The sequence below is a fragment of the Macrococcus animalis genome, assembly GCF_047425875.1.
Classification (GTDB): Bacteria; Bacillota; Bacilli; order Staphylococcales; family Staphylococcaceae; genus Macrococcoides; species Macrococcoides animalis.
The window spans coordinates 164,244-190,457 of record NZ_CP179727.1 but is presented as its reverse complement, the minus strand read 5'-3'; the positions used below and the strand labels follow the sequence as shown (position 1 = coordinate 190,457).

24 protein-coding genes are annotated in these 26,214 nt (G+C 35.2%); 22 read left to right on the top strand and 2 right to left on the bottom strand.

Annotated elements, in window-relative coordinates; translation table 11 throughout:
* The first annotated feature begins 48 nt into the window (after positions 1-48).
* The 10 genes from coaBC (at position 49) to ACMGE9_RS00850 (ending at position 13,147) form a co-directional block, all read left to right on the top strand.
* Positions 49-1,242: a bifunctional phosphopantothenoylcysteine decarboxylase/phosphopantothenate--cysteine ligase CoaBC gene (gene coaBC / locus ACMGE9_RS00895; RefSeq protein WP_414043377.1), complete on the top strand. Its 1,194-nt coding sequence runs from the start codon at positions 49-51 to the stop codon at positions 1,240-1,242.
* Entirely contained in the window at positions 1,239-3,617 is a 2,379-nt protein-coding gene (gene priA / locus ACMGE9_RS00890) for a primosomal protein N' (RefSeq protein WP_414043376.1), read from the top strand. Before coaBC ends, priA begins: the two co-directional genes overlap by 4 nt.
* 603 nt (positions 3,618-4,220) lie before the next feature.
* Positions 4,221-4,709: a peptide deformylase gene (def, locus tag ACMGE9_RS00885; protein WP_414043375.1), complete on the top strand. Its 489-nt coding sequence runs from the start codon at positions 4,221-4,223 to the stop codon at positions 4,707-4,709.
* Positions 4,696-5,634 (top strand): methionyl-tRNA formyltransferase, encoded by a 939-nt coding sequence (gene fmt, locus ACMGE9_RS00880; protein ID WP_414044422.1) that lies wholly within the window; start codon positions 4,696-4,698, stop codon positions 5,632-5,634. Before def ends, fmt begins: the two co-directional genes overlap by 14 nt.
* A complete protein-coding gene (gene rsmB, locus ACMGE9_RS00875) occupies positions 5,624-6,934 on the top strand; it encodes a 16S rRNA (cytosine(967)-C(5))-methyltransferase RsmB (protein WP_414043374.1) in 1,311 nt (436 codons plus the stop codon). The genes fmt and rsmB overlap by 11 nt, the downstream gene beginning before the upstream one ends.
* Positions 6,935-6,936: 2 nt before the next feature.
* A complete protein-coding gene (rlmN, locus tag ACMGE9_RS00870) occupies positions 6,937-8,028 on the top strand; it encodes a 23S rRNA (adenine(2503)-C(2))-methyltransferase RlmN (protein WP_414043373.1) in 1,092 nt (363 codons plus the stop codon).
* Positions 8,029-8,032: 4 nt separating this feature from the next.
* On the top strand, positions 8,033-8,770 hold the full coding sequence (locus tag ACMGE9_RS00865; RefSeq protein WP_414043372.1) for a Stp1/IreP family PP2C-type Ser/Thr phosphatase: 738 nt from the start codon (positions 8,033-8,035) through the stop codon (positions 8,768-8,770).
* On the top strand, positions 8,771-10,849 hold the full coding sequence (gene pknB / locus ACMGE9_RS00860; RefSeq protein ID WP_414043371.1) for a Stk1 family PASTA domain-containing Ser/Thr kinase: 2,079 nt from the start codon (positions 8,771-8,773) through the stop codon (positions 10,847-10,849).
* Positions 10,850-10,950: 101 nt separating this feature from the next.
* On the top strand, positions 10,951-11,817 hold the full coding sequence (locus ACMGE9_RS00855; protein ID WP_414043370.1) for a hypothetical protein: 867 nt from the start codon (positions 10,951-10,953) through the stop codon (positions 11,815-11,817).
* Positions 11,818-11,869: 52 nt separating this feature from the next.
* Positions 11,870-13,147: a cytochrome P450 gene (locus ACMGE9_RS00850; RefSeq protein ID WP_414043369.1), complete on the top strand. Its 1,278-nt coding sequence runs from the start codon at positions 11,870-11,872 to the stop codon at positions 13,145-13,147.
* Positions 13,148-13,307: 160 nt separating this feature from the next.
* Here ACMGE9_RS00850 and ACMGE9_RS00845 read toward each other — a convergent pair whose 3' ends face one another.
* Positions 13,308-13,616, bottom strand: a complete 309-nt coding sequence (locus ACMGE9_RS00845; RefSeq protein WP_414043368.1) for a rhodanese-like domain-containing protein — start codon at positions 13,614-13,616, stop codon at positions 13,308-13,310.
* A gap of 78 nt (positions 13,617-13,694) precedes the next feature.
* On the opposite strand from ACMGE9_RS00845, the gene ACMGE9_RS00840 reads away from it, so the two are divergent.
* The 6 genes from ACMGE9_RS00840 to ACMGE9_RS00815 all read left to right on the top strand — a co-directional run bounded on the left by ACMGE9_RS00840 (position 13,695) and on the right by ACMGE9_RS00815 (position 19,206).
* Entirely contained in the window at positions 13,695-13,988 is a 294-nt protein-coding gene (locus tag ACMGE9_RS00840) for a hypothetical protein (RefSeq protein WP_414043367.1), read from the top strand.
* 110 nt (positions 13,989-14,098) lie between these two features.
* Positions 14,099-16,081 (top strand): KUP/HAK/KT family potassium transporter, encoded by a 1,983-nt coding sequence (locus tag ACMGE9_RS00835; RefSeq protein WP_414043366.1) that lies wholly within the window; start codon positions 14,099-14,101, stop codon positions 16,079-16,081.
* A gap of 114 nt (positions 16,082-16,195) precedes the next feature.
* A complete protein-coding gene (locus tag ACMGE9_RS00830) occupies positions 16,196-17,032 on the top strand; it encodes a formate/nitrite transporter family protein (RefSeq protein WP_414043365.1) in 837 nt (278 codons plus the stop codon).
* Between the two features lie 8 nt (positions 17,033-17,040).
* Positions 17,041-17,922, top strand: a complete 882-nt coding sequence (gene rsgA / locus ACMGE9_RS00825; RefSeq protein ID WP_414043364.1) for a ribosome small subunit-dependent GTPase A — start codon at positions 17,041-17,043, stop codon at positions 17,920-17,922.
* Positions 17,922-18,566, top strand: coding sequence for a ribulose-phosphate 3-epimerase (gene rpe / locus ACMGE9_RS00820; protein ID WP_414043363.1), 645 nt, complete (start codon positions 17,922-17,924; stop codon positions 18,564-18,566). Before rsgA ends, rpe begins: the two co-directional genes overlap by 1 nt.
* Before the next feature lies 1 nt (position 18,567).
* The gene (locus tag ACMGE9_RS00815; RefSeq protein ID WP_414043362.1) at positions 18,568-19,206 is read left to right on the top strand and encodes a thiamine diphosphokinase; all 639 of its coding nucleotides are present in this window, start codon (positions 18,568-18,570) and stop codon (positions 19,204-19,206) included.
* Positions 19,207-19,268: 62 nt separating this feature from the next.
* On the opposite strand, the gene rpmB is transcribed toward ACMGE9_RS00815, so the two are convergent.
* The gene (gene rpmB / locus ACMGE9_RS00810) at positions 19,269-19,457 is read right to left on the bottom strand and encodes a 50S ribosomal protein L28 (protein ID WP_096076757.1); all 189 of its coding nucleotides are present in this window, start codon (positions 19,455-19,457) and stop codon (positions 19,269-19,271) included.
* A gap of 308 nt (positions 19,458-19,765) precedes the next feature.
* Between rpmB and ACMGE9_RS00805 the strand changes: the two genes are divergently transcribed.
* The 6 genes from ACMGE9_RS00805 to ACMGE9_RS00780 all read left to right on the top strand — a co-directional run bounded on the left by ACMGE9_RS00805 (position 19,766) and on the right by ACMGE9_RS00780 (position 26,160).
* Entirely contained in the window at positions 19,766-20,140 is a 375-nt protein-coding gene (locus ACMGE9_RS00805; protein ID WP_414043361.1) for an Asp23/Gls24 family envelope stress response protein, read from the top strand.
* Between the two features lie 11 nt (positions 20,141-20,151).
* The gene (locus tag ACMGE9_RS00800) at positions 20,152-21,795 is read left to right on the top strand and encodes a DAK2 domain-containing protein (RefSeq protein ID WP_414044421.1); all 1,644 of its coding nucleotides are present in this window, start codon (positions 20,152-20,154) and stop codon (positions 21,793-21,795) included.
* 113 nt (positions 21,796-21,908) lie between these two features.
* On the top strand, positions 21,909-22,574 hold the full coding sequence (gene sdaAB, locus ACMGE9_RS00795) for an L-serine ammonia-lyase, iron-sulfur-dependent subunit beta (RefSeq protein WP_414043360.1): 666 nt from the start codon (positions 21,909-21,911) through the stop codon (positions 22,572-22,574).
* Positions 22,575-22,585: 11 nt separating this feature from the next.
* Positions 22,586-23,470 (top strand): L-serine ammonia-lyase, iron-sulfur-dependent, subunit alpha, encoded by an 885-nt coding sequence (gene sdaAA / locus ACMGE9_RS00790; RefSeq protein ID WP_414043359.1) that lies wholly within the window; start codon positions 22,586-22,588, stop codon positions 23,468-23,470.
* Positions 23,445-25,484, top strand: coding sequence for an ATP-dependent DNA helicase RecG (gene recG / locus ACMGE9_RS00785; protein ID WP_414043358.1), 2,040 nt, complete (start codon positions 23,445-23,447; stop codon positions 25,482-25,484). Before sdaAA ends, recG begins: the two co-directional genes overlap by 26 nt.
* A gap of 10 nt (positions 25,485-25,494) precedes the next feature.
* Positions 25,495-26,160, top strand: coding sequence for a class A sortase (locus tag ACMGE9_RS00780; RefSeq protein ID WP_414043357.1), 666 nt, complete (start codon positions 25,495-25,497; stop codon positions 26,158-26,160).
* Positions 26,161-26,214 lie beyond the last annotated feature (54 nt).

Below are 26,214 nucleotides of genomic sequence, written 5' to 3'. Positions count from 1 at the left end.
CGAGACTGACAAATTAATTTTTGTCAGTTTTTTTTCTAGGAGGATACTATGAAAATAATATTAGGTGTAACAGGTGGGATTGCCGTTTATAAAGCGATTGATTTAACAAGCAAATTAACGCAAGCGGGACATGATGTAAGAGTTATTATGACTGAAAGTGCGTTAAAATTTGTCACGCCATTGGCTTTTCAAGCGTTGAGTCGTAATAATGTATATACAGATATTTTTGAAGAACAGAACCCTGCTGAAATTCAACACATAAGCTTAACGGATTGGGCAGACTGTTTGGTAATTGCCCCTATTACAGCAGCTACAATCGGTAAAATGGCACATGGTATCAGTGACAATATGCTGACAGCAACATACTTAGCGTATACTGGTCCTGTTTATATCGCACCAGCAATGAATTCTAAAATGTATGATCATCCTGCTGTAATTGAAAATTTAACGACTTTACATGAAAGAGGCGTTCAGATTATTGAACCTGGGGCAGGTTTTTTAGCGTGTGGTTATGTTGCTAAAGGACGAATGAGCGAACCGCAAGATATCGTGGATGTTGTGACGAGTGGTAAACAAGTTCAACAAATTCAACAAGATTTAGTTGGTAAGCATGTATTGATTACTGCAGGACCAACAATTGAGAAAATCGATCCAGTACGTTATTTAACCAATCGTTCATCAGGTAAGATGGGGTATAGTTTAGCGGAAGCGGCAAGTGTGCGTGGTGCAAGTGTGACTTTAATTTCATCGGATTTACCGTTAGCAGTGCCTGAAGGGGTCAAACATATTAAAATTGAAAGTGCAGAAGATATGTTCAATGCGGTAAAAGAACATATGGAAGCAGCAAACATTATTATTAAGGCAGCTGCGGTTGCAGATTATACACCGGTTGAAGTATTTGATCAAAAAATGAAGAAACGTGAAGGCGACTTGTCGATACAATTGAAACGTACCCAAGATATACTGATGTATATTGGTGAGCATAAGACACATCAATATGTGGTTGGATTTGCTGCTGAGACAGAACAAGTTGAAATGTATGCACGTGGTAAACTAGTAAAGAAAAACGCAGATGTCATTATTGCTAATAATGTTGGAGACAAATCCATTGGGTTCAAATCTGATGATAATGCTGCCACGATGTACTTTAAAGATGGTAGCTCTGAAGAAATTGACAAGCAACCTAAATTAGGTGTGGCACACGAAATACTAACACATGTGATAAAGAAGGGATTTAATTGATCGCTAAAGTGATAGTTGATGTAAATAGTAAGCGCGTTGATAAGTTGTTTGATTATTTAATACCTGATCATTTAGAAGGACAAATCATGCCAGGCATGCGTGTTGTGGTACCATTTGGTCCTAGAAAAGTGCAAGGTTATGTCATTGAACAAAGTGAAACTGCTGAATTCGATAAACTAAAACCGATACTCAGTGTACAAGATTATGTACCAGAATTAACACAAGAACTAATTGAATTAAGTGAATGGATGAGCTATTCACATGTGTCAAAACGTATTGCAGTACTAGATGCAATGCTACCTGCGGCTTTAAAAGGTAAATATAAGAAGGTACTCAAGATTGAAGATACATCTGAAATCCCAGAAGATTTGATAAAGTATTTTAATCATGGCTCGCTTATTTTAGACCGTGCGCAAGAACTTGAAATTATGCCGTTACTTGCACCTTTTATTGCAACGGGTGCAATCATAGAAGATGTAGATGTGACACAGAAAAATAAAGTGAAGAAATTACTTGGTGTTAAGCTCATGGAAGGTATTGATTTTGAGTCACTTACAAAAAACGAAAAACAACTTGCAGCGTGTGAAGAAGTACTATCTCATCGCGAAGGTATAACATTTGTTGAACTAGAATCAAGAGGCATTTCTAAAGCTGTTTGTAATACTCTCATTAAGAACGGTGTATTCGAAAAAGTGGAACTTGAACAAACACGTGATCCATTTGCACATAAAGTATTTTTTGAAGATACAAAAAAAGTGTTATTGGAAGAACAACAAGTGGCATTTGATGCGATACATAGTGCATATCAAAACAAACAGGCTGAAACATTTTTACTGCATGGAGTAACTGGTTCAGGGAAAACAGAGGTCTATTTACAACTCATAAGTGAAGTATTGAATAATAAGCAGCAAGCGATTGTGCTCGTACCCGAAATTGCACTAACACCACAAATGGTCTATCGCTTTAAGTCGCGCTTTGGGGATGAAGTTGCAGTACTTCATTCAGGCCTTTCAAGTGGAGAACGTTATGATGAGTGGCGTAAGATTAAGAACCAAACAGCAAGTGTATCTGTGGGTGCACGTAGTAGTATATTCGCACCATTTAAAGATATTGGAATTATCATTATCGATGAAGAACACGAAACAACTTATAAACAAGAAGATTACCCACGTTATCATGCACGAGAAATCGCTGAATGGCGTGCACAATTTCATCAATGCCCACTCGTGTTAGGCAGTGCAACACCATCACTGGAATCATATGCAAGAGCTGAAAAAGGGGTATATACGAAACTCGAAATGCTTACCCGTGCAAATCAACTAGCAATGCCTGACATGTATGTCGCTAATATGCGTGACGAACTAACAAATGGTAACCGATCAATGTTCTCCAGAAGCTTACGAGAAAAGATTCAAGAAAAGATTGATAAAGATGAACAAGTGGTGTTATTTTTAAATCGACGTGGACATGCGCAATTTATGCTTTGTCGTGATTGTGGTCACGTGCCCATGTGTCCGAATTGCGATATCAGTTTAACCTTTCATAAATATACAGATGAACTGAAATGTCATTATTGTGGGCACAAAGAACCACCGATAAACGTCTGTCCAAGTTGTGAGAGCGAACATATTCGTGAAATGGGTGTTGGCACACAAAAAGTTGAAGAAATTATATACGAGACATTTCGGGATGCGAAAGTCATTCGCATGGATAATGATACGACACGAAAAAAAGGTGCGCATGAGAAGTTGCTTGAGCAATTTAAGCGTAAAGAAGCAAATATTTTACTCGGAACGCAAATGATAGCAAAAGGATTAGACTTTCCAGATATTACGTTAGTTGGTGTGTTGAATGCTGATACGATGCTTAATTTACCAGACTTTCGTGCAAGTGAGAAGACGTTTCAATTGCTAACACAAGTTTCAGGACGTGCCGGACGCAGTTCGAAACGCGGGGAAGTTGTGATACAAACATATAATCCAGAACATTACGCGGTAGAATATGCCATGACAAATGATTATAAAGGTTTCTTTAAAGAAGAAATGGAATATCGTAGGTTAGGGAAATATCCACCTTATTTTTATATGGTATATTTGAATTTCAGTCATCAAGATTTAAGGAAAGTATTACTCGAAAGTAAGCATATCCACCAAATTCTATTGCAGCATTTAACACCAGGCAGTTATGTACTTGGACCAGCACCAAGTCCAATTGCGAGAATTAACAATCAACATCGGTTCCAAGTGATGATAAAGTTCAAATCCGAACCTGAATTGTTGAAAGCGTTGAATTATTTGGATGACTATTACCATGAACAATATGTTAAGGATAAATTTACGCTTCATATTGACATTAATCCGTATATGATGATGTGATTGTGTTTTAGGGGGCGTAATCTATATGTAGTATTTCCAAAATACGGCCGTTTTTGCAACCCAAAACCTAAATTCACCAGAGCAAGCGCTAGTATTTCAAAAATACAGCCGCTTCCACAACCCAAAAACAGAATCCACCAGAGCAAGCGCTAGTATTTCTAAAATACGGCCGCTTCCGCAACACAAAACCTGAATTCACCAGAGCAAGCGCTAGTATTTCAAAAATACAGCCGCTTCCGCAACCCAAAACCTGAATTCGCCAGAGCAAGCGCTAGTATTTCCAAAATACGGCCGCTTCCACAACCCAAAATCTGAATTCATCAGAGCAAGCGGATGTATTCTCAAAATACAGCCGCTTCCGCAACCCAAAATCTGAATTCATCAGAGCAAGCGCTAGTATTCTCAAAATACAGCCGCTTCCGTCAACTGAATATCCTCCCACAACCCATACATTTTGAATCCATCCTCAAAATATAGTAAAATGACACTAATCTACTCTCTTTAGCAAAAGTTAAAGAGAGTTTTATTATTCAAACGAATATATCGCATTCTTGACCAAAATAAAGTAAAATAGAATGATTGAATAAAAAAGGAGCAAGTCCATTGATTAAATCATTAATAGATAAAAATGATGCATTATTGCATAGAGAAGTTAAAGATGTAACGGCTTTTGATGATAGTTTGAAAGCTTTAATACAAGATTTAGAAGATAGTTTGTTTCATTATAATGGTGTCGGTATTGCAGCACCTCAAATTGGTGTCGATTTAAAGGTCGCGTTAGTTGATATGGAACAAGATGGAATTTTACAACTCATTAATCCTGAAATTATTTCATTTTCACAAGAGAAAGAGAGTGATGTTGAAGGATGTTTGTCAGTACCTGACGTGTTTGGTATGGTGGCTCGTTCAACTGAGATTGTTGTAAAAGCAAATGATTTAGAGGGAAACGTAATTGAAATGTCAGCGTATGATGATATTGCACGTATTATTCAACATGAGGTGGATCATTTATATGGCGTGATGTTCACCGATAAAGTAACGCGTTATGTAAGTGAAGAAGAATTGGAGGCAATGTATGATGAAGAAGGCTAATATTGTTTTTATGGGTACTCCGGATTTCTCAGCTCCAATTTTAAAAGCTGTACACGATGCTTATGGTGTGTCATACGTTATCACACAACCAGATAAACCAGTTGGTCGTAAGCGTGTACTTACTGCTCCACCTGTAAAAGCGCAAGCGGTTGAACTTGGGATTGAAGTATATCAACCTGAAAAAATGACGAGTGATGAGGCATATGAATATGTTCAAAACTTAAATCCAGACTTAATTATTACTGCAGCATACGGGCAATTATTACCTGAACGTATTTTAGAGATCCCTAGACTGGGGTGCATCAATGTCCATGCATCACTTTTACCGAAGTATCGTGGGGGTGCACCAATTCATAAGGCCATTATAAATGGTGAAAAAAAATCAGGTGTAACGATAATGTATATGGCGAAAAAATTAGATGCTGGTGATATGATTTCACAAATTGTTGTGCCAATAGAACATAATGACACAGTCGGCACGCTTCACGACAAGTTAAGTGCTGCAGGTAAGAAATTATTACTTGAAACGTTACCGAGTATATTAGATGAAACGAATGTGCGAACGCCACAAGATCATGAAGCAGCAACGTTTGCATCAAACGTTAGTCGTGAAGAAGAATATGTGACTTTTAATCGTAGTAGTCAAGCAGTGCATGATCACATCCGTGGTTTAAGTCCTTGGCCTGTTGGATTTGCAAAGCTAGAAGGCCAAAATATGAAACTTTGGAAGTCAGAAGTGGCTGAAGGTAAAGGTAATCCTGGTGAAATCTTAAGCGCTGATAAACTAGGCATTAAAGTCGCAACAAATGATGGTGCTGTTATGCTAACAGAAATCCAACCTGCTGGAAAGAAACGCATGAAAGCTAGTGATTATATTGCAGGATTAAAACAAACGATTGTGGGGCAAACATTTAATGGAGCATAAGCATAGTGTAAGATATATTGCTTTAGAGATATTGGACCAAGTATTAACGGATGGTGGTTATAGTAATTTGCTCATAAATGAAGCGATTAAAGAAGGATATGTTGAACCTGTTGATAGAGCATTACTTACTGAACTTGTCTATGGTACATTACAATATAAATTGACGTTAGAGTTTTACATTGAACCGTTTATTAAAGCCAATATTAAAGGTTGGATGCGTCGTTTGCTTTTAATGAGTGTGTATCAAGCTATCTATTTAGATAAAGTACCAGACCATGCGATTATCAATGAAGCTGTTGAAATTACGAAACAACGTGGTTCAATCAGTGGTGCAAACACAATGAACGCAATATTACGTAACTTCCAACGTAGTGAATTACGTGATTTTGCTGAGATAAAAGATGATTTAAAGCGATTAAGTGTTGAATCGAGTACACCATTCTGGTTAATCAAACACTGGAATACACATTTTGGTTATGATAAAACACGTGCGATGGCTGAAGAATTCTTAACATATCCTGAGACAACTGTACGTGTCAATACCACTAAAATATCTATTGAAGATGCGATTCTGCGCTTGCAAGACGAAGGATACGCAGTTGAACAATCAGAAATAATTCCTGAATGTTTAGCGATTGATGGTCCACCAATTGTTCAAAATCCACTATTTAAACATGGGTTCTTGAGTGTTCAAGATGCCTCAAGTATGTTAGTGGCAAACGTATTGGATCCTAAAGAGGATGAAACCATTTTAGACACTTGTAGTGCGCCAGGTGGAAAAGCGTGTCATATCGCTGAGAAAATGAACAGAACTGGTCGTGTAGTCAGCCACGATGTTTACCCTCACAAAATTGATTTAATTAAATACAATATTAATCGTTTAAGTTTAAGAAACATTGAACCTTCAGTACATGATGCACTGCAACCGTTTGAAGGTGAATACGATCGTGTTCTTGTAGATGCGCCATGTTCTGGATTTGGTGTCATTAAACGTAAACCAGAAATAAAGTATGACAAAACACAGAAAGATATTGAGTCTCTTTGGCCGATGCAATTAGAAATATTAACGAATGCCAGCAAAGTTGTAAAACCTGGCGGATTACTTGTATACTCTACATGTACGATAGAACAAATGGAAAATGACAATGTCGTCTATTCATTTATTAAACAGAACCCAGATTTCGAGATTGAACCGATTACTTTACCAGTACTCGGAGAACATAAACTATTGCAAATATTACCGCAAGACTTAAAGTCTGACGGATTCTTTATTGCAAAGTTAAGAAGGAAGAGTGAATAATAATGGCTTTATTAGAAAAGAAGAATAAAAAGTTTATGCCAAACTTTGAGAAACCCTCAATATACTCATTACAATTAGCAGAATTAAAAGACTGGTTAGCAGATCACAAACAACAATCATTCAGAGCAAAACAAATCTTTGATTGGCTATATGTTAAACGAGTGACAAGCTTTGAAGATATGACGAATTTATCAAAAGAATTACGTGAAGTATTAGAAAGTAATTTTACGATGACGACGTTAAAAACAGTTGTAAAACAAGAGAGTAAAGATGGAACAATTAAATTTTTATTTGAGTTACAAGATGGTTATACAATAGAAACAGTATTAATGCGTCATGATTATGGGAATTCTGTTTGTGTTACTACACAAGTGGGTTGTCGTATCGGGTGCACATTCTGTGCATCAACGTTAGGCGGATTAAAGCGTAATTTAGAAGCGGGTGAAATCGTTGCCCAAGTATTAGCAGTGCAACAAGCACTCGATTTAACTGAAGAACGTGTCAGTCACGTTGTAATTATGGGAATTGGTGAACCGTTTGAGAATTATGAAGAGATGATGGATTTCTTAAAAATTATCAATCATAATGATGGTTTAAATATTGGTGCACGTCATATTACTGTTTCTACTTCTGGTATTATTCCGAGAATTTATGACTTTGCGGACGAAGAATTACAAATTAACTTCGCTTTAAGTTTACACGGTTCAAATAACGATATTCGTAGTCGTTTAATGCCTATTAACCGTGCATATGATTTAGAAAAATTAATGGAATCAATTGAATACTATGTAAATAAAACAGGCCGTCGTATTACTTTTGAATATGGTTTGTTTGGTGGCGTAAATGACCAAGTACATCATGCAAAAGAACTTGCGAAATTAATCAAACATTTAAACTGTCACGTGAACTTAATTCCTGTTAACCATGTTCCGGAAAGAGACTATGTAAGAACACCTAAAGAAGACATTTTCAAATTCGAAAAAGAATTAAAAAGAAACGGAATTAATGCTACAATTAGACGTGAACATGGGGCAGATATTGATGCTGCATGTGGACAATTAAGAGCGAAAGAAAGAGCCGAAGAAACGAGGTAGTCATATGCACGCACGTTTTTTTACTGATATGGGACCCGTCAGACAGCGTAATGAAGACGCGGGCGGTGTTTATTATAATCATACTGGACAAATGCTTTTAGTTATTTGTGATGGTATGGGAGGTCATAATGCAGGCGATGTGGCAAGCAAGTTCGTAAATGAATTGCTTGGCGCACGTTTTGTTGAGGAAAATTATATCGAGCGAGAAAACGCAGAAAGTTGGCTGAAAAGCAATATTTCTGATATAAACCGTCAGCTTTATCAGCAAAGTCATTTAAATAATGAGAATCAAGGAATGGGAACAACTTTAGTTTGTGCTTTGATGTTTGAACACCAAGTAGTTATCGCAAACATAGGAGATTCACGTGCTTATTTAATAAATGAACGTGAAATGCGTCAAGTGACGCATGATCATACATTTGTTAATCATTTACTGATGGCAGGTGGTTTAACTAAAGAAGAAGCGAGAAACCATCCACAACGAAATGTTATCACGAAAGTTTTGGGATCAGATAAGCGTGTTCATCCGGATATGTTCGAATATGATTATGATCGTTATATTTATTTATTGTTATCATCAGACGGTTTAACCGACTATCTTGAAGAATCAGAAATCCATGAAATAATATTTGCCCATGAAACCGTTAATAGTGCCGGCGAAGCTTTAATTGATGCTGCGGTAAATGCGGGAGCTCGAGATAATATTTCTGTCGTTCTTGTCCCTTTAAAAGGGGGCGAGTAAATGATTGGAACAGTTATCAGTGATCGCTATAAATTAGTTAAATATATTGGTGGCGGCGGCATGAGTAGTGTTTACCTTGCTGATGATATAATTTTAAATGCGCAAGTCGCTGTGAAAATTATTAATATTCCACCTGTAGATGTAGATCGAGCTGTAAAGCGTTTTGAACGAGAGGTTCAAAATGCGACGACGTTATCTCATCCGAATATCGTTAAAGTGTTAGATGTGGATGAAGATGAGAGACATTATTATATGATTATGGAGTACATAGACGGTCCGACATTACATGAATATATTCGTGATAGTGGACCACTCGATGTTGAAGAGGCAGTATTTTTTACGAAACAAATATTACGTGGAATGGAGCATGCCCATCAACATCGTATTATTCACCGCGATATTAAACCACAAAACATATTAATGACTAAAGAAAAAGAATTGAAGATTTCAGATTTTGGAATTGCACGTGCTTTAAGTGAAACAGCAATGACCCAAACCAATCATATAATGGGAAGTGTACACTACCTATCACCAGAACAGGCTAAAGGTAAGCAAACAGATGAAGCAAGTGATATTTATTCTATAGGTATAGTATTGTTTGAAATGTTAACGGGTCATCCACCGCACGAAGGTGAATCCGCAGTTGGGGTTGCTATTAAACATATTCAAGAACAATTACCGTCTGTAATAGATGAGAACCCATCAGTTCCTCAAGCTTTAGAAAATATTATATTAAAAGCAACAATGAAAGAGAAATATCAACGCTATCGTACAACCCAAGAAATGTATGACGACTTAAATACATGTTTAGATGATGATAGATCAAAAGAACCGAAAATGTTTATAGCAGATGATGCAACGATGATGATACCTGTTGTGCAAACGGATGACACGATCGAGATGCATCCTGTGTCGACCACACCGATTGAACCAAAGTCTGAACGAATTGTAGAGGAATCAGAACCACCTCAAAAGAAAAAGAGAAAATGGTGGCTATGGTTACTACCATTACTTTTAATTCTTGGACTGGGTTCTGCAATTGCGTATATGACATTTGCCCCGAAATATAGTGAAGTACCTGATATTAATGGTAAATCATTAGTAGAGGCTACAAGTTTACTTGAACAAAATAATTTACGTAAAGGTGATATTACTCAAGTGTATTCTGAATCTTATGATGAAGGTACAGTAATTGAATCAAATCCTTCGTTCGGTGAAAAGGTTAAAGAACTTACTTCTGTTGATATGACAGTTTCAAAGGGAACAAAAAAGTTCATGTTTGAAGATTATGTTGGACAAGACCTTGCAAAAGTTAAGAAAAAATTAGTTAAACAAGGATTTAATTCGATTAAAGTTAAACAAGAATATAACTTTGAAAAATCAGGCACAATCTTGAAGCAAAATTTAAAAGCGAATAAAGAAGTTGATCCTAAAAAATCTAATGTTGTTTTTACAGTATCTAAAGGTGTAGAACAAATTTTTGTTCAAGATTACACAGGACTTTCTTTCGAAAAAGCAAAAGCAGAACTTGAGCAACTTGGATTTGTAGTAAATGTAATTCAAGTTATTTACTCAGATGATGTTGCAAAAGGTGATGTTATTTCTCAGAATGTTCGTAATATCAAATTCCCATATGGTTCAACAATAAATTTTGAAGTTTCAAAAGGTAAAGAGAAAAAAGTAAAACCAAAAGTGAAAGAGAAAGAGACAAAAGAAGAACCTACAACCGAAGCGCCTGAAGAACAAAAGGATAAGAAATATATCGGCACTGTCACTATCCCTTATAAGGGTGAAGAAGTCATACCTTCTACTGAAGAACCTGAAACAAATGAGGAGGGTGAGACAGTAGAAGCACCAGGTGAGGCACCTAAACCAGAAAAAGCAATGCAACTTGTTGAAATTTTTATTAAAGATAAAAATAATGATATTTCAACAGTTTATGAATCATACGAAACAAAAAAGGATACCGAGAAGCGCTTAGTTTTAACTATCGAACCAGGGACGCAAGGATCATTTATTATTAAAATTGATGGTAAGACGTATTTACAAGAACAAGTAGATTATGATGAAGTAGAATAGCTAAACAACATTTTTTGTTGTTTAGCTTTTTTTATGCATTTTGTTTGTAATATTTTACGATAAACCCTATATTTTAAATATATACATAAGGGGGATTATATATGCCATATCAGTACCATACAATTTTCTCTGAAGTTGCTGAGTTAATTGCAAGTCAATATAATATTAATGACACTGCAACTAATGAATTATATTTAAATATCGTTAAAAACTTAGGACCCGATAATGATTATACTTTTCAACAAATCATGTTAGAATATCTAACTGAATTTCAAATGAAAAGTTTGTTTTTCTTTCATAGAAATTTAGTGGGTCATAATGGATTTCATGTTAAGAAACAAGGAAATGCACTGGTTGTATCAGAGGTTAATGCGGACAATCGTTTAGTTGTTGGTGATATCATCACTAAAATGAGCCAAGATGAAATCCCTGTATTAGAATCTCGATATTCAAAATTACTATTTCACGAGGATGATACTGCTCAAGATTGGACACATATTATTTCGAAACAATCACAAATGACAGTTGTTCGTGGTAAAGAAGATTATGAATTTGATATTATGCAATTTGTAAATTTACCAGAAAATACTGTAAAGCGATATGAAAGATATCAAATCGTAACGATTTATAATTTTGATGAAATTGTCACGATTGATATTGATTTACCAGTCATTTTAGATTTACGTTATGCTAGAGGGATAAACCGTTATGAATATGATGCTGATGTTATTTTAATGTCTGGACAAACGAAAGGAAGTCCTGAATACTTTATTGCACAAAGTCCTGCTGAGAAGATAGGTGAAACTACTTTTGGTGCAGCAAACAACTTTGAAACTAAAAATTATGATGATTTTGTGTTTGTATATGGTACAGAAGAAGAGAGCGTAGTTAAACCAGATAAATTCATGGAGAATATTGCTGATACTGATGAATTAATGGATGCAGCAAAACTTGCGATTTTGAGTTAAGAACATTGAAATTAGGGTATAAGTATACTATTACTTATTAGGGGGAATCATCATGGCGAAAAGAATGCCTAAAGATAGAGGTCTTGATAATACATTAACGATTATGAAAGAAGGATATGAATATATCCAAAATCGTACTAAAAAATTTGACTCAAATGTTTTTGAAACTCGCGTATTAGGTGGCAAACACGCGGTAATTATTAGTGGTAAAGCAGCAGCAGAACTTTTTTATGATAATGATAAAATTGAACGCTCTGGCACACTACCTCCACGTGTGGTGAAAACATTATTCGGTAAAGGTGCAATACACACAACAACTGGTAAAAAACATATTGATCGTAAAGCTTTATTTATGTCATTAATGACGGATGAGAATTTAGCATACCTACGTAAATTAACGCGTAACTATTGGTTCCAAAACACTGAGCGTATGCAATTAATGGATGAAGTCAACGTTTATAAAGAATCTATCATCTTATTAACAAAAGTTGGTTTCCGTTGGGCAGGTATCATTGAAACACCTGAAAATATTGAGCAACACGCTATGGATATGGATAAAATGATTGATTCGTTTGGAGCCATTGGATCACGTTATAAAGGTTATAATGAAGCAAAGAAAGCACGTGCTCGTGTAGAAGATTTCTTAGAAGAACAAATCATTAAGACACGTAAAGGAAAGATACATCCTGAACCAGGAAGTGCTTTATATGAATTCAGTCATTGGGAAGATATGAATGATAAACCTATGGATTCACGTTTATGTTCAGTGGACTTAATGAACATTATTCGACCACTTGTAGCGATAAATCGATTTGTAGCATACGGCGTATTGGCAATGCACGAATTCCCGGGAGAAAGAACACGTGTTGCACGTGACGACAATGATTATGCATATAAATTTGTACAAGAAGTACGTCGTTACTATCCATTTGTTCCATTCTTACCAGGTAAAGCTGCAAAAGATATTGAATTCGAAGGATACAAGATTAAAAAAGACACGATGATAGTAATGGATATTTACGGTACCTTACACCGTGAAGATACATTTACTGAACCAGAACGCTTTAATCCAAATCGTTTTGATGATTGGGATGGTAGTCCATTTGATTTAATTCCACAAGGTGGAGGAGACTATTATACTAACCATCGATGTGCTGGTGAGTGGATGACTATTATCATTATGGAAGAAACGATGAAATACTTTGCTAAAGAAATTGAATATGATGTACCACCACAAGACTTTACAGTAGATCGTACTAAATTACCTGGTCGAGTAAAATCAGGTATGGTAATAAATAATGTCAGAGTGAATATTGACAGAACTAAATAATATTTAATTCTTTTGTCCGCATCCGTATGGGTGCGGTTTTTTATCATGATAATATTTTTAGATATAAGCTCATAGCGATATCAGACTTATAGTGCTAGCGGTGCTAAAAAAACTAAAACGACCATCCTTATTAATTAAGAATGATCGTAATGTATGTCAATTAATCCTCTATTTTAACTTCACCTTTCCAGTCATCCATTCCTTGCTCACTAACAGTAACATTAAACCCTTGAGTTTCTAAATATTCGCCTGCGCGCTTCGCACGCCCACCTTTTTTACAAATTACAATATATTCTATGTCACTTTGTAGCTCCACAGCTTTTTGATCAATTTCTGAAAGTGGTAAGTTCATAGCTTCTGGGATATGTCCTGCTTTAAATTCATCAAGTTCACGAACATCTAAAATATGTGCATCTGATCCTGAATTGATTGCATCTTGTATAGCGTCCAATGTGATTGTCTTAGTCAATTGTTTCACTCCTTCTTCGTTTATAGTAATATCATACATATATTCAACTTGTTTTAAAAATAAAAAGGGAGGAACACTATGTTATTTTTCACAAAACCATTCAAAGATATTGAAGACTTTATGATAGATAAACAAGATCAATTTTATGCTATGATTGATCATTTACAATTGATAGTAATATTAGGCTTTTCTGGTCTAGTTATACTCATGCTTTCAATCTTATATTTTAACTATAAGATTTATCGTCGTATGAGCCAATCTCATATTGATCGTATTAAGTTAGAGATAGAGCGCGAATTACTTAAAAAATATGATTTAGAATTGAAACCTGAATACAAAGAAAATTTGCGAAAATCTAATAGTAAATATTAGACAAAAATAATATAAAATTTATTAAAAAAATCTATTGTATTACGCATCAAATGAGAGTAAAATGCAATCTATCGGTTTTAACTCAATAGAAAAATATAGAGGTGCGCATAATGCATATGAATCAAAATAAAAAAATAAATGCCGGAATGTTACTGATTGCTTTAGGCATCGTTTACGGGGATATTGGAACTTCACCCTTATATGTAATGAAGGCAATTGTATCGGTAAATGGTGGATTATCACACTTATCACGTGATTATGTATTAGGCTGTTTATCTCTTGTGATATGGACGCTTACGATGCTTACAACTATAAAATACGTAATGATTTGTATGAAAGCAGATAATCACGGAGAAGGTGGCATCTTTAGTTTGTATACACTTGTCCGCAAACAAAAGCGTTGGCTACTTGTGCCAGCAATGATAGGTGGAGCTGCACTTTTAGCTGATGGAATACTGACACCTGCTGTAACCGTGTCATCTGCAGTCGAAGGATTACAAGAGATTCCTTATTTTTATCATAACTTTGCTTCGAATCAAAATAATATTATAATGATTGTCATTGCAATTATTACATGTATTTTTTTTGCACAACGTTTTGGTACAGGTAGTATCGGGAAGGTATTTGGACCAGTGATGTTTATCTGGTTCTCTATGATGGGGATTTTCGGAACGATTCAACTTGTTCAAGACTTTTCAGTGATAGAAGCTTTTAATCCTATGTTAGGTATCAAAATTTTATTTAGTCCGGATAATAAAATGGGTTTACTTATTTTAGGAACTGTGTTCTTATGTGCCACAGGAGCTGAAGCTTTGTATTCAGATATGGGACATGTCGGGAAAAAATCAATCTATTTAACATGGCCATTCGTTAAAGTCATGCTTATTTTAAGTTATTTAGGTCAAGGTGCTTGGACAATTAAGCATATTGGTGATACGAGACAACTTGAAGAAATTAATCCATTTTTTCAAATTATGCCTGAGTCATTTATATTATATGGCGTTTTGATAGCTACTTTTGCCGCGATTATCGCCTCACAAGCATTAATAACAGGTGCATATACTTTAGTTTCAGAAGCCATTCATTTGAAGTTTATGCCAAAACTTGATATTAAATATCCTTCAACTGTTAAAGGTCAAATGTATATTCCAACTGTAACGGGAGTCGTATGGTTTTTGTGTATTTTAGTTGTATTGTACTTTAAAACTTCTGTTAATATGGAAGCGGCATATGGGCTGAGTATTACAGTAACTATGATGATGACAACGATATTACTTTCGAATTATTTAACCAAAAAAAATATTAATCAAATGTTGATAATTATTACGATTGGGTTCTTTTTTATGTTAGAATTTGCATTCTTTGTTTCAAGTCTTGCAAAATTTACACACGGTGGGTATGTTGCTGTATTGATTTCGTGTTTAATTATTTTAATTATGGTGATATGGTACTACGGTTATTTAATTAAAGATAATCAATCTCATGATGTAGCGATTGATGATTATTTAGGTCAATTGAAATCATTGAAATTAGATCGTAGTGTACCTAAGTTTGCGACGAATTTAGTGTATTTAACAACAAATGAAGAAGATCGTATGATTGAAAAGCAAGTCATTAAATCGATTTTAGATGGTCGCCCAAAGCGTGCAGATGTATATTGGTTTGTGAATGTTAAAGTAAGCGATGAACCGTTTCAAGTAAATTACCGTATCGAAAACTTTAATACAGATCATATTTTTAAAGTACAGCTCATTTTAGGATTTAGAATGCATCAAAACGTCAATTATTATATTAAAAATATTGCAAGAACACTTGTTAAATATAAACAAATGAAAGAACAATTTAGACCCTACGGAACGAATAATCTACGTGTTATTAGTGACTTTAAATTTGTTGTATTAAAAGATGAAGTATTGTTAGATGCAGACTTATTATGGTATGAACGAATCATATTACAATGGAAGATTGCAATTAAACGCTTTACAGCATCTCCTGTAAAATGGTTTGAATTACCATCTAACGAAGTGATGTATGAAACAATTCCTTTAACAACGCCAATGACGAAAGCGATTCCAATGAGACGGATTGATTAAAAGATTCAGCCGAGACAAATGTCTCGGTTTTTGTATATTAAAATTTAAGTTGTATATTCATGATATATGCTTTAAAATACATATGTGAAAAGAATCACAAAAGGAGAGAGAAAAATGACAAATAAAGAACAAATACCACAAAGTACATTTAATTTTCCAGAGACAGAGAAGTTTTTCTATGGCCGAAAATTAATGGATGGGATTCAAGATACCGTAATGACGAAAGAAAGTCTCGTCAAAGACTTTTTTATTAGATATATATTACGAGCTGTTATGGCAGGTTTTATCATTGCCTTGATGACAGTGTTTACTTGGAAGGCTCGTATTGACTTTGCACCTGTAATTGGTGCTGATCTCGCAAATTTAGTCGGAGGAATCACGTTTAGTTTTGCGCTTATATTTATTATCTTCACATACTCAGAACTACTGACGAGTAATTTTATGTATTTTACAGTGGGTGTATTTTATCGCTCGGTGACAATTAGACGAGCACTACTAGTATTCACTTTATGTTTTTTAGGAAATTTGATTGGTGGTGTATTGTTGTTTAGTTTGTTAAAATTTAGTACAGTGATATCAAGTGATATGTTAGCGTTAATGCATACAACAGTTGAAAAGAAAACAAGTCTTTCATCATTGGATATTTTTATTCGTGGAATTTTTGCCAATTTCTTCATTAATATATCTATCATTGTCACAATGCACTTTAAAGAAGCGCTACCTAAAATGGTTGCAATGATTATTGGGGTTACGATATTTGCATACATGGGATATGAACACGTTATTGCTAACGGTGTCATTTATATTTGTTCATTAATTTATCAATTCGATGCAAGTCATATCGTTCCAATGATACGTAATTTATTTTTTAGTGGCCTAGGTAATTATGTTGGTGGTGGATTATTTATTGGATTATTCTATGCATATTTAAACGATCCTAAAAGACATTAACAATTGAGGTGAACGTTATTAAAGGTCAAATTATTAAAGCGTTAAGTGGATTCTATTATGTTAAAAGTGAAGACGATTATGAAATTTATCAATGTCGTGCACGTGGTAACTTCCGTAAAAAAGGGGTAACACCATACGTTGGAGATTTCGTGAAGTTTCAAATTGAGAATCAAACAGATGGTTATATATTAGAAATATTAGAACGTAGTAACGTAATGGTTCGTCCACCAGTTGCGAATGTGGACCGTGTTATTGTGGTAATGAGTGCAAAAGAGCCTGAATTTAGTTTGAACTTAGTCGATAAATTTATCACGATAATTGAGTCATATGACATTGAACCTGTCCTATTAGTGACAAAAAAAGATTTACTTAATGAAGAACAAATCAAGTACATTGAGACTTGTCTCTCTTATTATAAAAAAATAGGCTATGAAGCGATGTTTGTATCTAATTTAGAACAACAAAACTTTACGAACTTAATTAAGGGTATTACGGTGCTTGCAGGACAGTCTGGTGTTGGAAAATCTTCATTTATTAATGCATTAATTCCAGATGCTAATCTAAATACTGGGGTCATCAGTAATGCGCTCAATCGTGGTAAACATACGACACGTCATGTTGAATTGATTCCATTAGAAAATGGTTATATCGCTGATACCCCTGGATTTAGTTCACTTGATTTAGATAATTTAGATCGTAATACTTTAAAGCACTGTTTTGTGGAATTTGTTGCGTTACATGATAGTTGTAAATTTCGAGAATGCATGCATACAAATGAACCTAAATGTGCAATTAAAGCAGCAGTTGAAACAGGAGAAATATTAGAAACGCGTTACAAACATTATCAACAAATGTTGTTAGAAATTGAGACCAGAAAGGTGAGATACTAATGAAAGTAGCACCGAGTTTATTATCATGTGATTTTTTAAATTTGCAAAGTGAAATCAAACGCTTGGAAAGTGCGGAGATTGATTATTTACATTTTGATGTAATGGATGGTATGTTTGTGCCCAATATTTCTTTCGCATTTCCGATATTAAATCAAATCCGTAGTATTACGGATTTAACAATTGATACACATTTAATGGTACAAGATCCTGAGCGCTATATAGATGCTTTCGCAAGTGCTGGAAGTGACATCATTACGGTACATGTTGAAGCGACAAATCATCTTCATCGTGCCATTCAACAAATTCATGCGACAGGTAAAAAAGCAGGTGTTACACTTAACCCAGGAACGCCAGTTGAAACGGTTGTGCCAGTACTAAGTGATGTGGATCTTGTGCTTGTGATGACCGTTAATCCAGGGTTTGGTGGACAACAATTTATTGAAAACTGTGTAGAGAAAATACGATTTTTAGAATCGTTTCGAAAAATGCACAAGTTAACATATGAAATTGAAGTAGATGGTGGTGTAAATGACGTAACAGCAAATATTTGTAGAGAAGCTGGAGCAGATGTATTAGTAGCAGGTTCATACTTCTTTAAACATGATGATTTGACTGTACCTACTGCAATATTAAGGGGCGAATAATATGAATTTACATATACTTTGTACAAAACTTGGTGTAACCCAGGCATTTTTAGAAGCACATCAAGGAGAAGATTGGATTGGAATTGATTTTGGTGCTGTGATGCTAATTGATGCAGGAATTACTCCCATAGCAGCTTTTGGTGATTTTGATTCTGTTTCAAGGGTAGAACGTGAACGTATTGAAGGTGTAATTGATATTGAATACTTACCTACTGAAAAGAATGAAACAGACTTAGAAGTTGGAATTCAATATGCAAAAAGTTTAGGATACGATAAAGTTTATATCCATGGTGCAACCGGGGGAAGGCTGGACCATTTCTTAGGAAACCTACAGACATTAATCCATCCAGATATTTTATTATCTACGTCTGATTTTATAATGGTAGATGCGTTGAATGAAATACAGGTATTACCAACAGGTACACATATTATTGAAAAAAGTAACGATAAAAAATATGTATCATTTATTCCAGTCAATGATGGTGTCATATTGACGATTGATGGATTGAAATACGAAACTGATCGCTTGGAAGTAATAATGGGTTTCACTCGAACAGTATCTAATGAATTTGTTACTGATCGTGCCGAAATTACTGTAGAGCAAGGCATGGTTTATATGATACAAAGTAACGAAGTGTAAAAAATCTATATAACAAAAAAAGACCTTTCACACAAAGGTCTTTTTTGTATCTATATATTCAATTAAACGCGAGTCACTTTACCTGATTTTAATGCACGAGCTGAAACCCATACACGTTTAGGCTTACCATCTACTAAGATTCTAACCTTTTGTAAGTTAGCACCGAAGCGACGTTTGCTATAGTTCATTGCGTGAGAACGGTTGTTACCTGAAACTGCTTTACGGCCTGTAACATGACATACTTTAGCCATATTATTCCCTCCTTTAATAGAATATAGAGATACACTTATCTTTTACATACCATAATAATTTAACACATTCATATTTTGTTTGCAAGATTTATTTATACTTTTAGTATATTATTGAAGTTGGTATAATATAAAAATATTAAATAAATAATCTCAAATATTACTTTGTGAAAGGCATAAATTTCTTCATTTGTACGAATTTTACTTTAGTTTATTAATAAATTGCACAGATTACTATAGAATTCTTGTAATTATCATAAATTATTGATTATAATAATGTGACGAATGTAAAACGATAAGGAGGATGCATCATGACTTTAGAAATTACAAACGAATTAGGCTCTATTGATATTTCAAGTGACGTTATCGCAACAATTGCGGGCGGCGCAGCTGTAGAATGTTACGGCATCATCGGTATGGCAAGTAAACATCAAGTAAGAGACGGTATTGCAGATATCGTTGGTCGTGATAACTATTCAAAAGGTGTAATTGTTACAAATAACGATGGCGTATTAGATGTTGATATGTATATCATCGTGGCATACGGTACTAAAATTTCAGAAATTGCGAATAATGTACAATCAACAGTTAAATATACATTAGAAAAAACATTAAACTTAAAAGTGAATTCAGTAAACATCTACATCCAAGGTGTACGTGTCATTAAACTGGACGACGAAGAATAGGGAGGATTTTTATAATGAAAACAATTGACGGCAAGCTATTTGCTGAAATGATTATTACAGGAGCAAATAACTTATCTCAAAATGCAGACTATGTGGATTCATTAAATGTCTTTCCTGTACCGGATGGTGACACTGGAACGAACATGAATTTATCAATTACCTCGGGTGCACAAGAAACTGAAGAACATATTGAAACACATATCGGTAACGTTGGGATTGCATTCTCTAAAGGTTTACTAATGGGTGCACGTGGTAACTCGGGTGTTATATTATCTCAGTTATTCCGTGGATTCTCTAAATACATCGAGCAAGATGAAGAAATCGATGCGAAGAAATTTGCAAAGGCATTTAAAGCAGGTGTAAAAACAGCATATAAAGCAGTAATGAAGCCTGTTGAAGGTACAATTCTTACTGTTGCACGAGAAGCTAGTGAAGGTGCTATGAAAGTTGCTGAAGAAACGGATGATTGTATCGCAGTGATGGAAGAAGTCGTGCGTGCAGGTAATGCTTCATTACAACGTACACCTGATTTATTACCAGTCTTAAAAGAAGTTGGCGTTGTTGATAGCGGTGGACAAGGTTTAATGTATGTTTATGAAGGCTTCTTAAGTGTCATGAAGGGTGAAGCAATTGCTGCTCCTGTTTCCCGTAAAGTTGATGATGACTTTATTAATGATGATCATGACTTCGGTGATGTAGTAAAAACTGAAGATATAGTGCCAGGCTTCTGTACTGAATTTATGGTGCGTTTCAAACCAGGTATGAAGGAATTTAATGAAGATGATTTCCGTAATGATATGGCTGAATTTGGTGATTCTTTACTTGTGATCTCAGACGAAGAAATCGTTAAAACTCATGTCCATTCTGAAACTCCTGGAGAAGCATTAACTTATGGAAGTCAGTACGGAGAAATTATTAAGATTAAAGTTGAGAACATGCGTGAACAACATCGTGAAGTCCTACGTAAACGTGGTTTACGTCAAGACCAAACAGCTAAAGTAGATAAAGCTATTATTACGATTTCTATGGGTGAAGGTATCACAGAGCTCTTCAAATCAATCGGTGCAACACACGTAATCAGTGGAGGTCAAACAATGAATCCTTCTACTGAAGATATCGTGAAGATTATTGAACAGAGTGGATGTAAAGAAGCAATTGTGTTGCCGAACAATAAAAATATTATTATGGCAGCTGAACAAGCGGCGCAAGTGACAAGTATTCCAGTTAAAGTTGTACCCTCAAAGACAATCCCTCAAGGATTAACTGCAATGCTGTCTTACAATGCAGAAGTAACGGTTGAAGAGAATGCGGATAATATGACGGATGCTTTATCACAAGTGAAATCTGGTTCTGTTACATATGCGGTTCGAGATACTACGATTGATGGCGTAAATATTGAAAAAGATGCATTTATGGGGATTAATGAAGGTAAAATAACAGTGTCAGATAAAGATCAACAAAAAGTTTGTATTGAATTATTAAAATCAATGCTAGATGAAGATGCTGAGATAGTTACTATTATTAAAGGTATTGATGCAACGGATGAAGTGGTTACGGCGATAGAGTCATTCTTAGCAGAACATTATGAAGAAGTTGAAGTAGAATTGCAAGATGGTAAACAACCGATTTACAGCTTTATGTTTGCTGTAGAATAATTCATTATTTATAAAATCCGAACAGCTTATATATCCAAGCGGATTGATAAGCTGCTCGGATTTTGTCGCAATTTTAACGTTTTGCAACATTAATTGATTAAAGGGGAATGTTTATGAAATACAGAAGTGTCTTTGATATTATTGGACCTATAATGGTTGGCCCATCTTCATCTCATACAGCGGGGGCAGTACGTATTGGTCTTGTTGCGAGAGACTTATTTGGAAGTACTCCGAGTCAAGCGGATATCTATTTATATGGATCATTTATGGAAACGTATAAAGGTCATGGTACTGATGTTGCACTTGTTGCAGGATTACTTGGTTTTGATACTGATGATAGTCGTATTCCAACTAGTATAGAACTTGCAAGAGCTGAAGGTTTGAATGTCACATTTATTGAAGAAGATGAAGAGCGTAGTCATCCTAATACTGCAATAATCCATATGAAAGATGATAATCGAGACTTAACAATTGAAGGCATTTCAATTGGTGGTGGCAAAATTGAAATCGTTTCTTTAAATGGTTTTCCTATTGCGATATCAGGAAACTATCCAGCTTTACTCGTATTCCATCAAGATTCATTTGGTACAATTGCTAATGTGACGCAAGTATTAGGACAACATAGAATCAATGTTGGACATATGCAGGTTGCACGTAAGAATAAAGGTGAAATAGCATTAATGACATGTGAATTAGATGATGCTATTGATGATAATGTATTAGAAGAAATTAGGCAATGTAATGGTGTCACAACTGTAACGTTAATGTCAGAAGCTTAAGGGGATAAAGGATGTTTAATAGTGTAGAAGAATTAATTCAATTATGTAAAAGTGAAAATAAGTCGATAGCAAACGTAATGATAGCGCAAGAAATGGAAGTTTCACGTTCATCTCGTGATGACGTATTAGCGAAGATGGAGAAAAATTTAGTTGTCATGGAACAAGCTGTTGCACGTGGGTTAGAAGGTGTACAAAGTCCGACAGGTTTAACTGGAATGGATGCCGTTAAATTACGTGAATATATTGCACGTGGGAATACTTTAAGTGGTGAAACATTATTAGATGCCGTGAGTAAAGCGGTGGCTACTAACGAAGTGAATGCTGCTATGGGTTTAATATGCGCAACACCGACTGCAGGTAGTGCTGGAGTTGTTCCAGGTACATTATTTGCAATGAAAGCGAGGCTTAACCCGACACGTGAACAAATGATTGAATATTTATTTACAACGGGTGCCTTTGGCTTTATTGTAGCAAACAATGCATCTATTTCTGGGGCTGCTGGAGGTTGTCAAGCAGAAGTCGGTAGTGCAGCTGCAATGGCTGCTGCAGCGATTGTAGAAATGGCAGGAGGTACTCCTGAAATGAGTGCACATGCATTTAGTATTTGTCTTAAAAATATGCTAGGCTTAGTATGTGATCCGGTTGCTGGACTAGTGGAAGTTCCATGTGTGAAACGTAATGCTGCGGGCGCATCTAATGCAATTGTATCTGCTGATATGGCGCTTGCAGGTGTTGAAAGTCGTATTCCAACGGATGAAGTTATTGAAGCAATGTATAAAATCGGACAAACAATGCCGAGTGCGCTGCGTGAGACAGGAAGAGGTGGTCTTGCAGGTACTAAGACTGGCCAAGAAATGAAGGAAAGAATCTTTGGAAGCAAATCAACAACTCATTAAACAACAATCCATCGCCTCATTAAAAGGTGTAGGACCTAAAACATTAGAAAACTTAAATGTTTTAAATATCACGGATATGGAAAGTTTATTACTTTATTTACCATATCGTTATAACGATGAAACGATAATCAATATAAATGACGCCATCGACGGCGAAAAGATAACAGTTGCCGGAGAAATTTATTCTCAGGCAACTGTTGCACATTTTGGTCGAAAAAAATCAAAAGTATCATTTCATATTATGGTAGATAATGTGGCGGTACGTGTAGAATACTTTAATCAATTGTACATCAAGCCACAAGTTGTAGTTGGTGAACAAGTGAAAATAACAGGTAAATGGATGCGAGGCAAACAAATTATTCAAGGTTCTGGGTTTAAGAAGCTCACTGACACGAATCAAAACGATGATTTAGTTCCCCAGTATAGTTTGAAAGGACTAGTAAAACGTGCCACTTTTCAAAAGATTATTCATAACGCACTCCTTACTGCTGAGTTACCACCATTTTTGCCGACTGAATTACAACAGAAATATAAATTATGGGATTTTAAAGAAGCAGTTGCAGAATTACATTTTCCGAGCTCTCATGAACGACTAAAGCAAGCAAAGCGAACATTTGCATTCTGTGAATTGTTATTATTTCAACTGAAGATGCGTATGCTTCATTTAAGAGAGCATCTATCAAACAATAGTAATATTCCGTACGATATTGAGCTGGTAAAAAACTTTATTGGAACTCTACCATTTGAATTAACGGATGCACAAAAAAAAGTGGTTAATGAAATATTTCGTGATTTAAAGACCCCAATGCGTATGAACCGATTGTTACAAGGTGATGTTGGTTCTGGTAAGACTGTAGTTGCTGCAATTGCAATGTATGCATTAAAAACATGTAAAATGCAAAGTGCCTTAATGGTTCCAACAGAAATTCTTGCAGAACAACATGCTGAAAGTTTAAGTGAACTCTATGGTAGTGCTGTGAATGTTGCATTGCTGACTTCCTCAATCACAGGCAAACGTAGACAACTAATATTAGAGCAACTTGCTTTAGGTGAAATTGACGTGTTGGTCGGAACACATGCATTAATCAGTGATCCAGTAATTTTTAAAGATTTAGGTCTTGTTATCACAGACGAGCAGCATCGTTTCGGTGTGAATCAACGCAAATTATTACGAGAAAAAGGTGCTAATGCGAACATCTTATTTATGACTGCTACGCCAATTCCGAGAACACTCGCAATTTCAGTTTTTGGGCAACTTGATGTTTCAACGATTAAACAGATGCCAAAAGGCCGCAAACCTATTATTACAGAATGGGCGAAACATGAAGCGATTGACACAGTTTACACAAAGACCAAAAGAGAAATACAAAAAGGACGTCAAGCCTATGTCATTTGTCCTTTAATCGAAGCGTCAGAGCATATTGATGTCAAAAATGCATCTGAGATATATGAAACGTATCAATCTATCTTTGGTGTAGATCGCGTTGGCTTATTACATGGGAAAATGAAATCGGATGAAAAAGAACACATTATGCAACAGTTTGCTAATCATACAATAGACATATTAGTATCTACAACTGTTGTTGAAGTTGGTGTTAATGTACCAAATGCAACAATGATGATAATCTATGATGCCGATCGATTTGGATTATCAACTTTACATCAATTACGAGGGCGTGTAGGTAGAAGTAGTCATCAAAGTTATTGTATACTAGTAGGTAATCCTGAAACTGAAACAGGTATTGAACGATTGCAAATTATGACACAAACAACAGATGGTTTCGTTTTAAGTGAAAAAGACTTAGAGATGCGTGGGCCAGGTGATTTTTTTGGCGTGAAACAAAGTGGTTTGCCGGAATTTAAAATTGCAAATATTGTAGAAGATTATAGAATGCTAGAAATAGCTCGTGATGAAGCGAGTGCATTAATTTTAAGTGGGACAATCGATACACCGGAATTATCATTTTTAAAAGAACGATTAACTAAAGAAATCAATTCACAAGATATCGATTAAGGAGATAACAATGGGCAGAATATTACTGAGAATCATTGGTATACTTTGTATTATTGCTGCACTCATTATGATATTCTGGCAAAATATCAGAGAATATTATACTGATGCAGTCAATGAAAAGATTATTACAGCGTATGAGAAAAATGAAGATAAACCAAAGGTAAATGAATTAGAGAAATGGATTACAAAAACTGAGCCAGATAAATTAAAATTAAAAGCAAATATGTTAGGATATTTGAAAGTGCCTGCTGCAAAAATTAATGAACCGTTATTAAAAGGTCCTGCTACTCAAAAAAACCTAAAAAATGGGGTCTCACTAGTAGAAAAGGGTGAGAAACTTTCAGAACAAAATATTGGAATTGCCGGTCACCGTGTTGAAGGAGCGGGAATTCGTTTTAACTATTTAGATAAAGCTAAGGTTGGGGATACAGTGATTTTACAATCACGAGAGGGCATTAAAAAGTATCGTATTTATAAAATCTTCAATGTTAAACCAACTGAAGTGGGTGTCCTTGATGAAAAGAAAAATGCGTTACAAGAATTAACATTGATTACGTGTGATGATTATAATCCGAATACGATGATGTTTAATGAACGTATGATTTTTAAAGCGAAATTGTATGAAGAGAATGGTAAGAAAGTTAAAGCATTAGGACAATCTAAACACGCAGCATAATCGGATCAGACGATATTGTCTGGTCTTTTTTGTGTTTAGAGTTGCAGTGAATTC

What these genes read in the sequence shown, in the direction of transcription:
- ACMGE9_RS00835 (WP_414043366.1), top strand. Translation starts at nt 14,099, where the DNA reads ATGCATATGAATCAAAATAAAAAAATAAATGCCGGAATGTTACTGATT.
- rpe (WP_414043363.1), top strand. Translation starts at nt 17,922, where the DNA reads ATGAAAGTAGCACCGAGTTTATTATCATGTGATTTTTTAAATTTGCAA.
- coaBC (WP_414043377.1), top strand. Translation starts at nt 49, where the DNA reads ATGAAAATAATATTAGGTGTAACAGGTGGGATTGCCGTTTATAAAGCG.
- pknB (WP_414043371.1), top strand. Translation starts at nt 8,771, where the DNA reads ATGATTGGAACAGTTATCAGTGATCGCTATAAATTAGTTAAATATATT.
- ACMGE9_RS00850 (WP_414043369.1), top strand. Translation starts at nt 11,870, where the DNA reads ATGGCGAAAAGAATGCCTAAAGATAGAGGTCTTGATAATACATTAACG.
- ACMGE9_RS00780 (WP_414043357.1), top strand. Translation starts at nt 25,495, where the DNA reads ATGGGCAGAATATTACTGAGAATCATTGGTATACTTTGTATTATTGCT.
- sdaAB (WP_414043360.1), top strand. Translation starts at nt 21,909, where the DNA reads ATGAAATACAGAAGTGTCTTTGATATTATTGGACCTATAATGGTTGGC.
- fmt (WP_414044422.1), top strand. Translation starts at nt 4,696, where the DNA reads ATGAAGAAGGCTAATATTGTTTTTATGGGTACTCCGGATTTCTCAGCT.
- sdaAA (WP_414043359.1), top strand. Translation starts at nt 22,586, where the DNA reads ATGTTTAATAGTGTAGAAGAATTAATTCAATTATGTAAAAGTGAAAAT.
- ACMGE9_RS00865 (WP_414043372.1), top strand. Translation starts at nt 8,033, where the DNA reads ATGCACGCACGTTTTTTTACTGATATGGGACCCGTCAGACAGCGTAAT.
- ACMGE9_RS00830 (WP_414043365.1), top strand. Translation starts at nt 16,196, where the DNA reads ATGACAAATAAAGAACAAATACCACAAAGTACATTTAATTTTCCAGAG.
- ACMGE9_RS00840 (WP_414043367.1), top strand. Translation starts at nt 13,695, where the DNA reads ATGTTATTTTTCACAAAACCATTCAAAGATATTGAAGACTTTATGATA.
- rpmB (WP_096076757.1), bottom strand. Translation starts at nt 19,457, where the DNA reads ATGGCTAAAGTATGTCATGTTACAGGCCGTAAAGCAGTTTCAGGTAAC.
- ACMGE9_RS00805 (WP_414043361.1), top strand. Translation starts at nt 19,766, where the DNA reads ATGACTTTAGAAATTACAAACGAATTAGGCTCTATTGATATTTCAAGT.
- ACMGE9_RS00815 (WP_414043362.1), top strand. Translation starts at nt 18,568, where the DNA reads ATGAATTTACATATACTTTGTACAAAACTTGGTGTAACCCAGGCATTT.
- rlmN (WP_414043373.1), top strand. Translation starts at nt 6,937, where the DNA reads ATGGCTTTATTAGAAAAGAAGAATAAAAAGTTTATGCCAAACTTTGAG.
- ACMGE9_RS00855 (WP_414043370.1), top strand. Translation starts at nt 10,951, where the DNA reads ATGCCATATCAGTACCATACAATTTTCTCTGAAGTTGCTGAGTTAATT.
- rsmB (WP_414043374.1), top strand. Translation starts at nt 5,624, where the DNA reads ATGGAGCATAAGCATAGTGTAAGATATATTGCTTTAGAGATATTGGAC.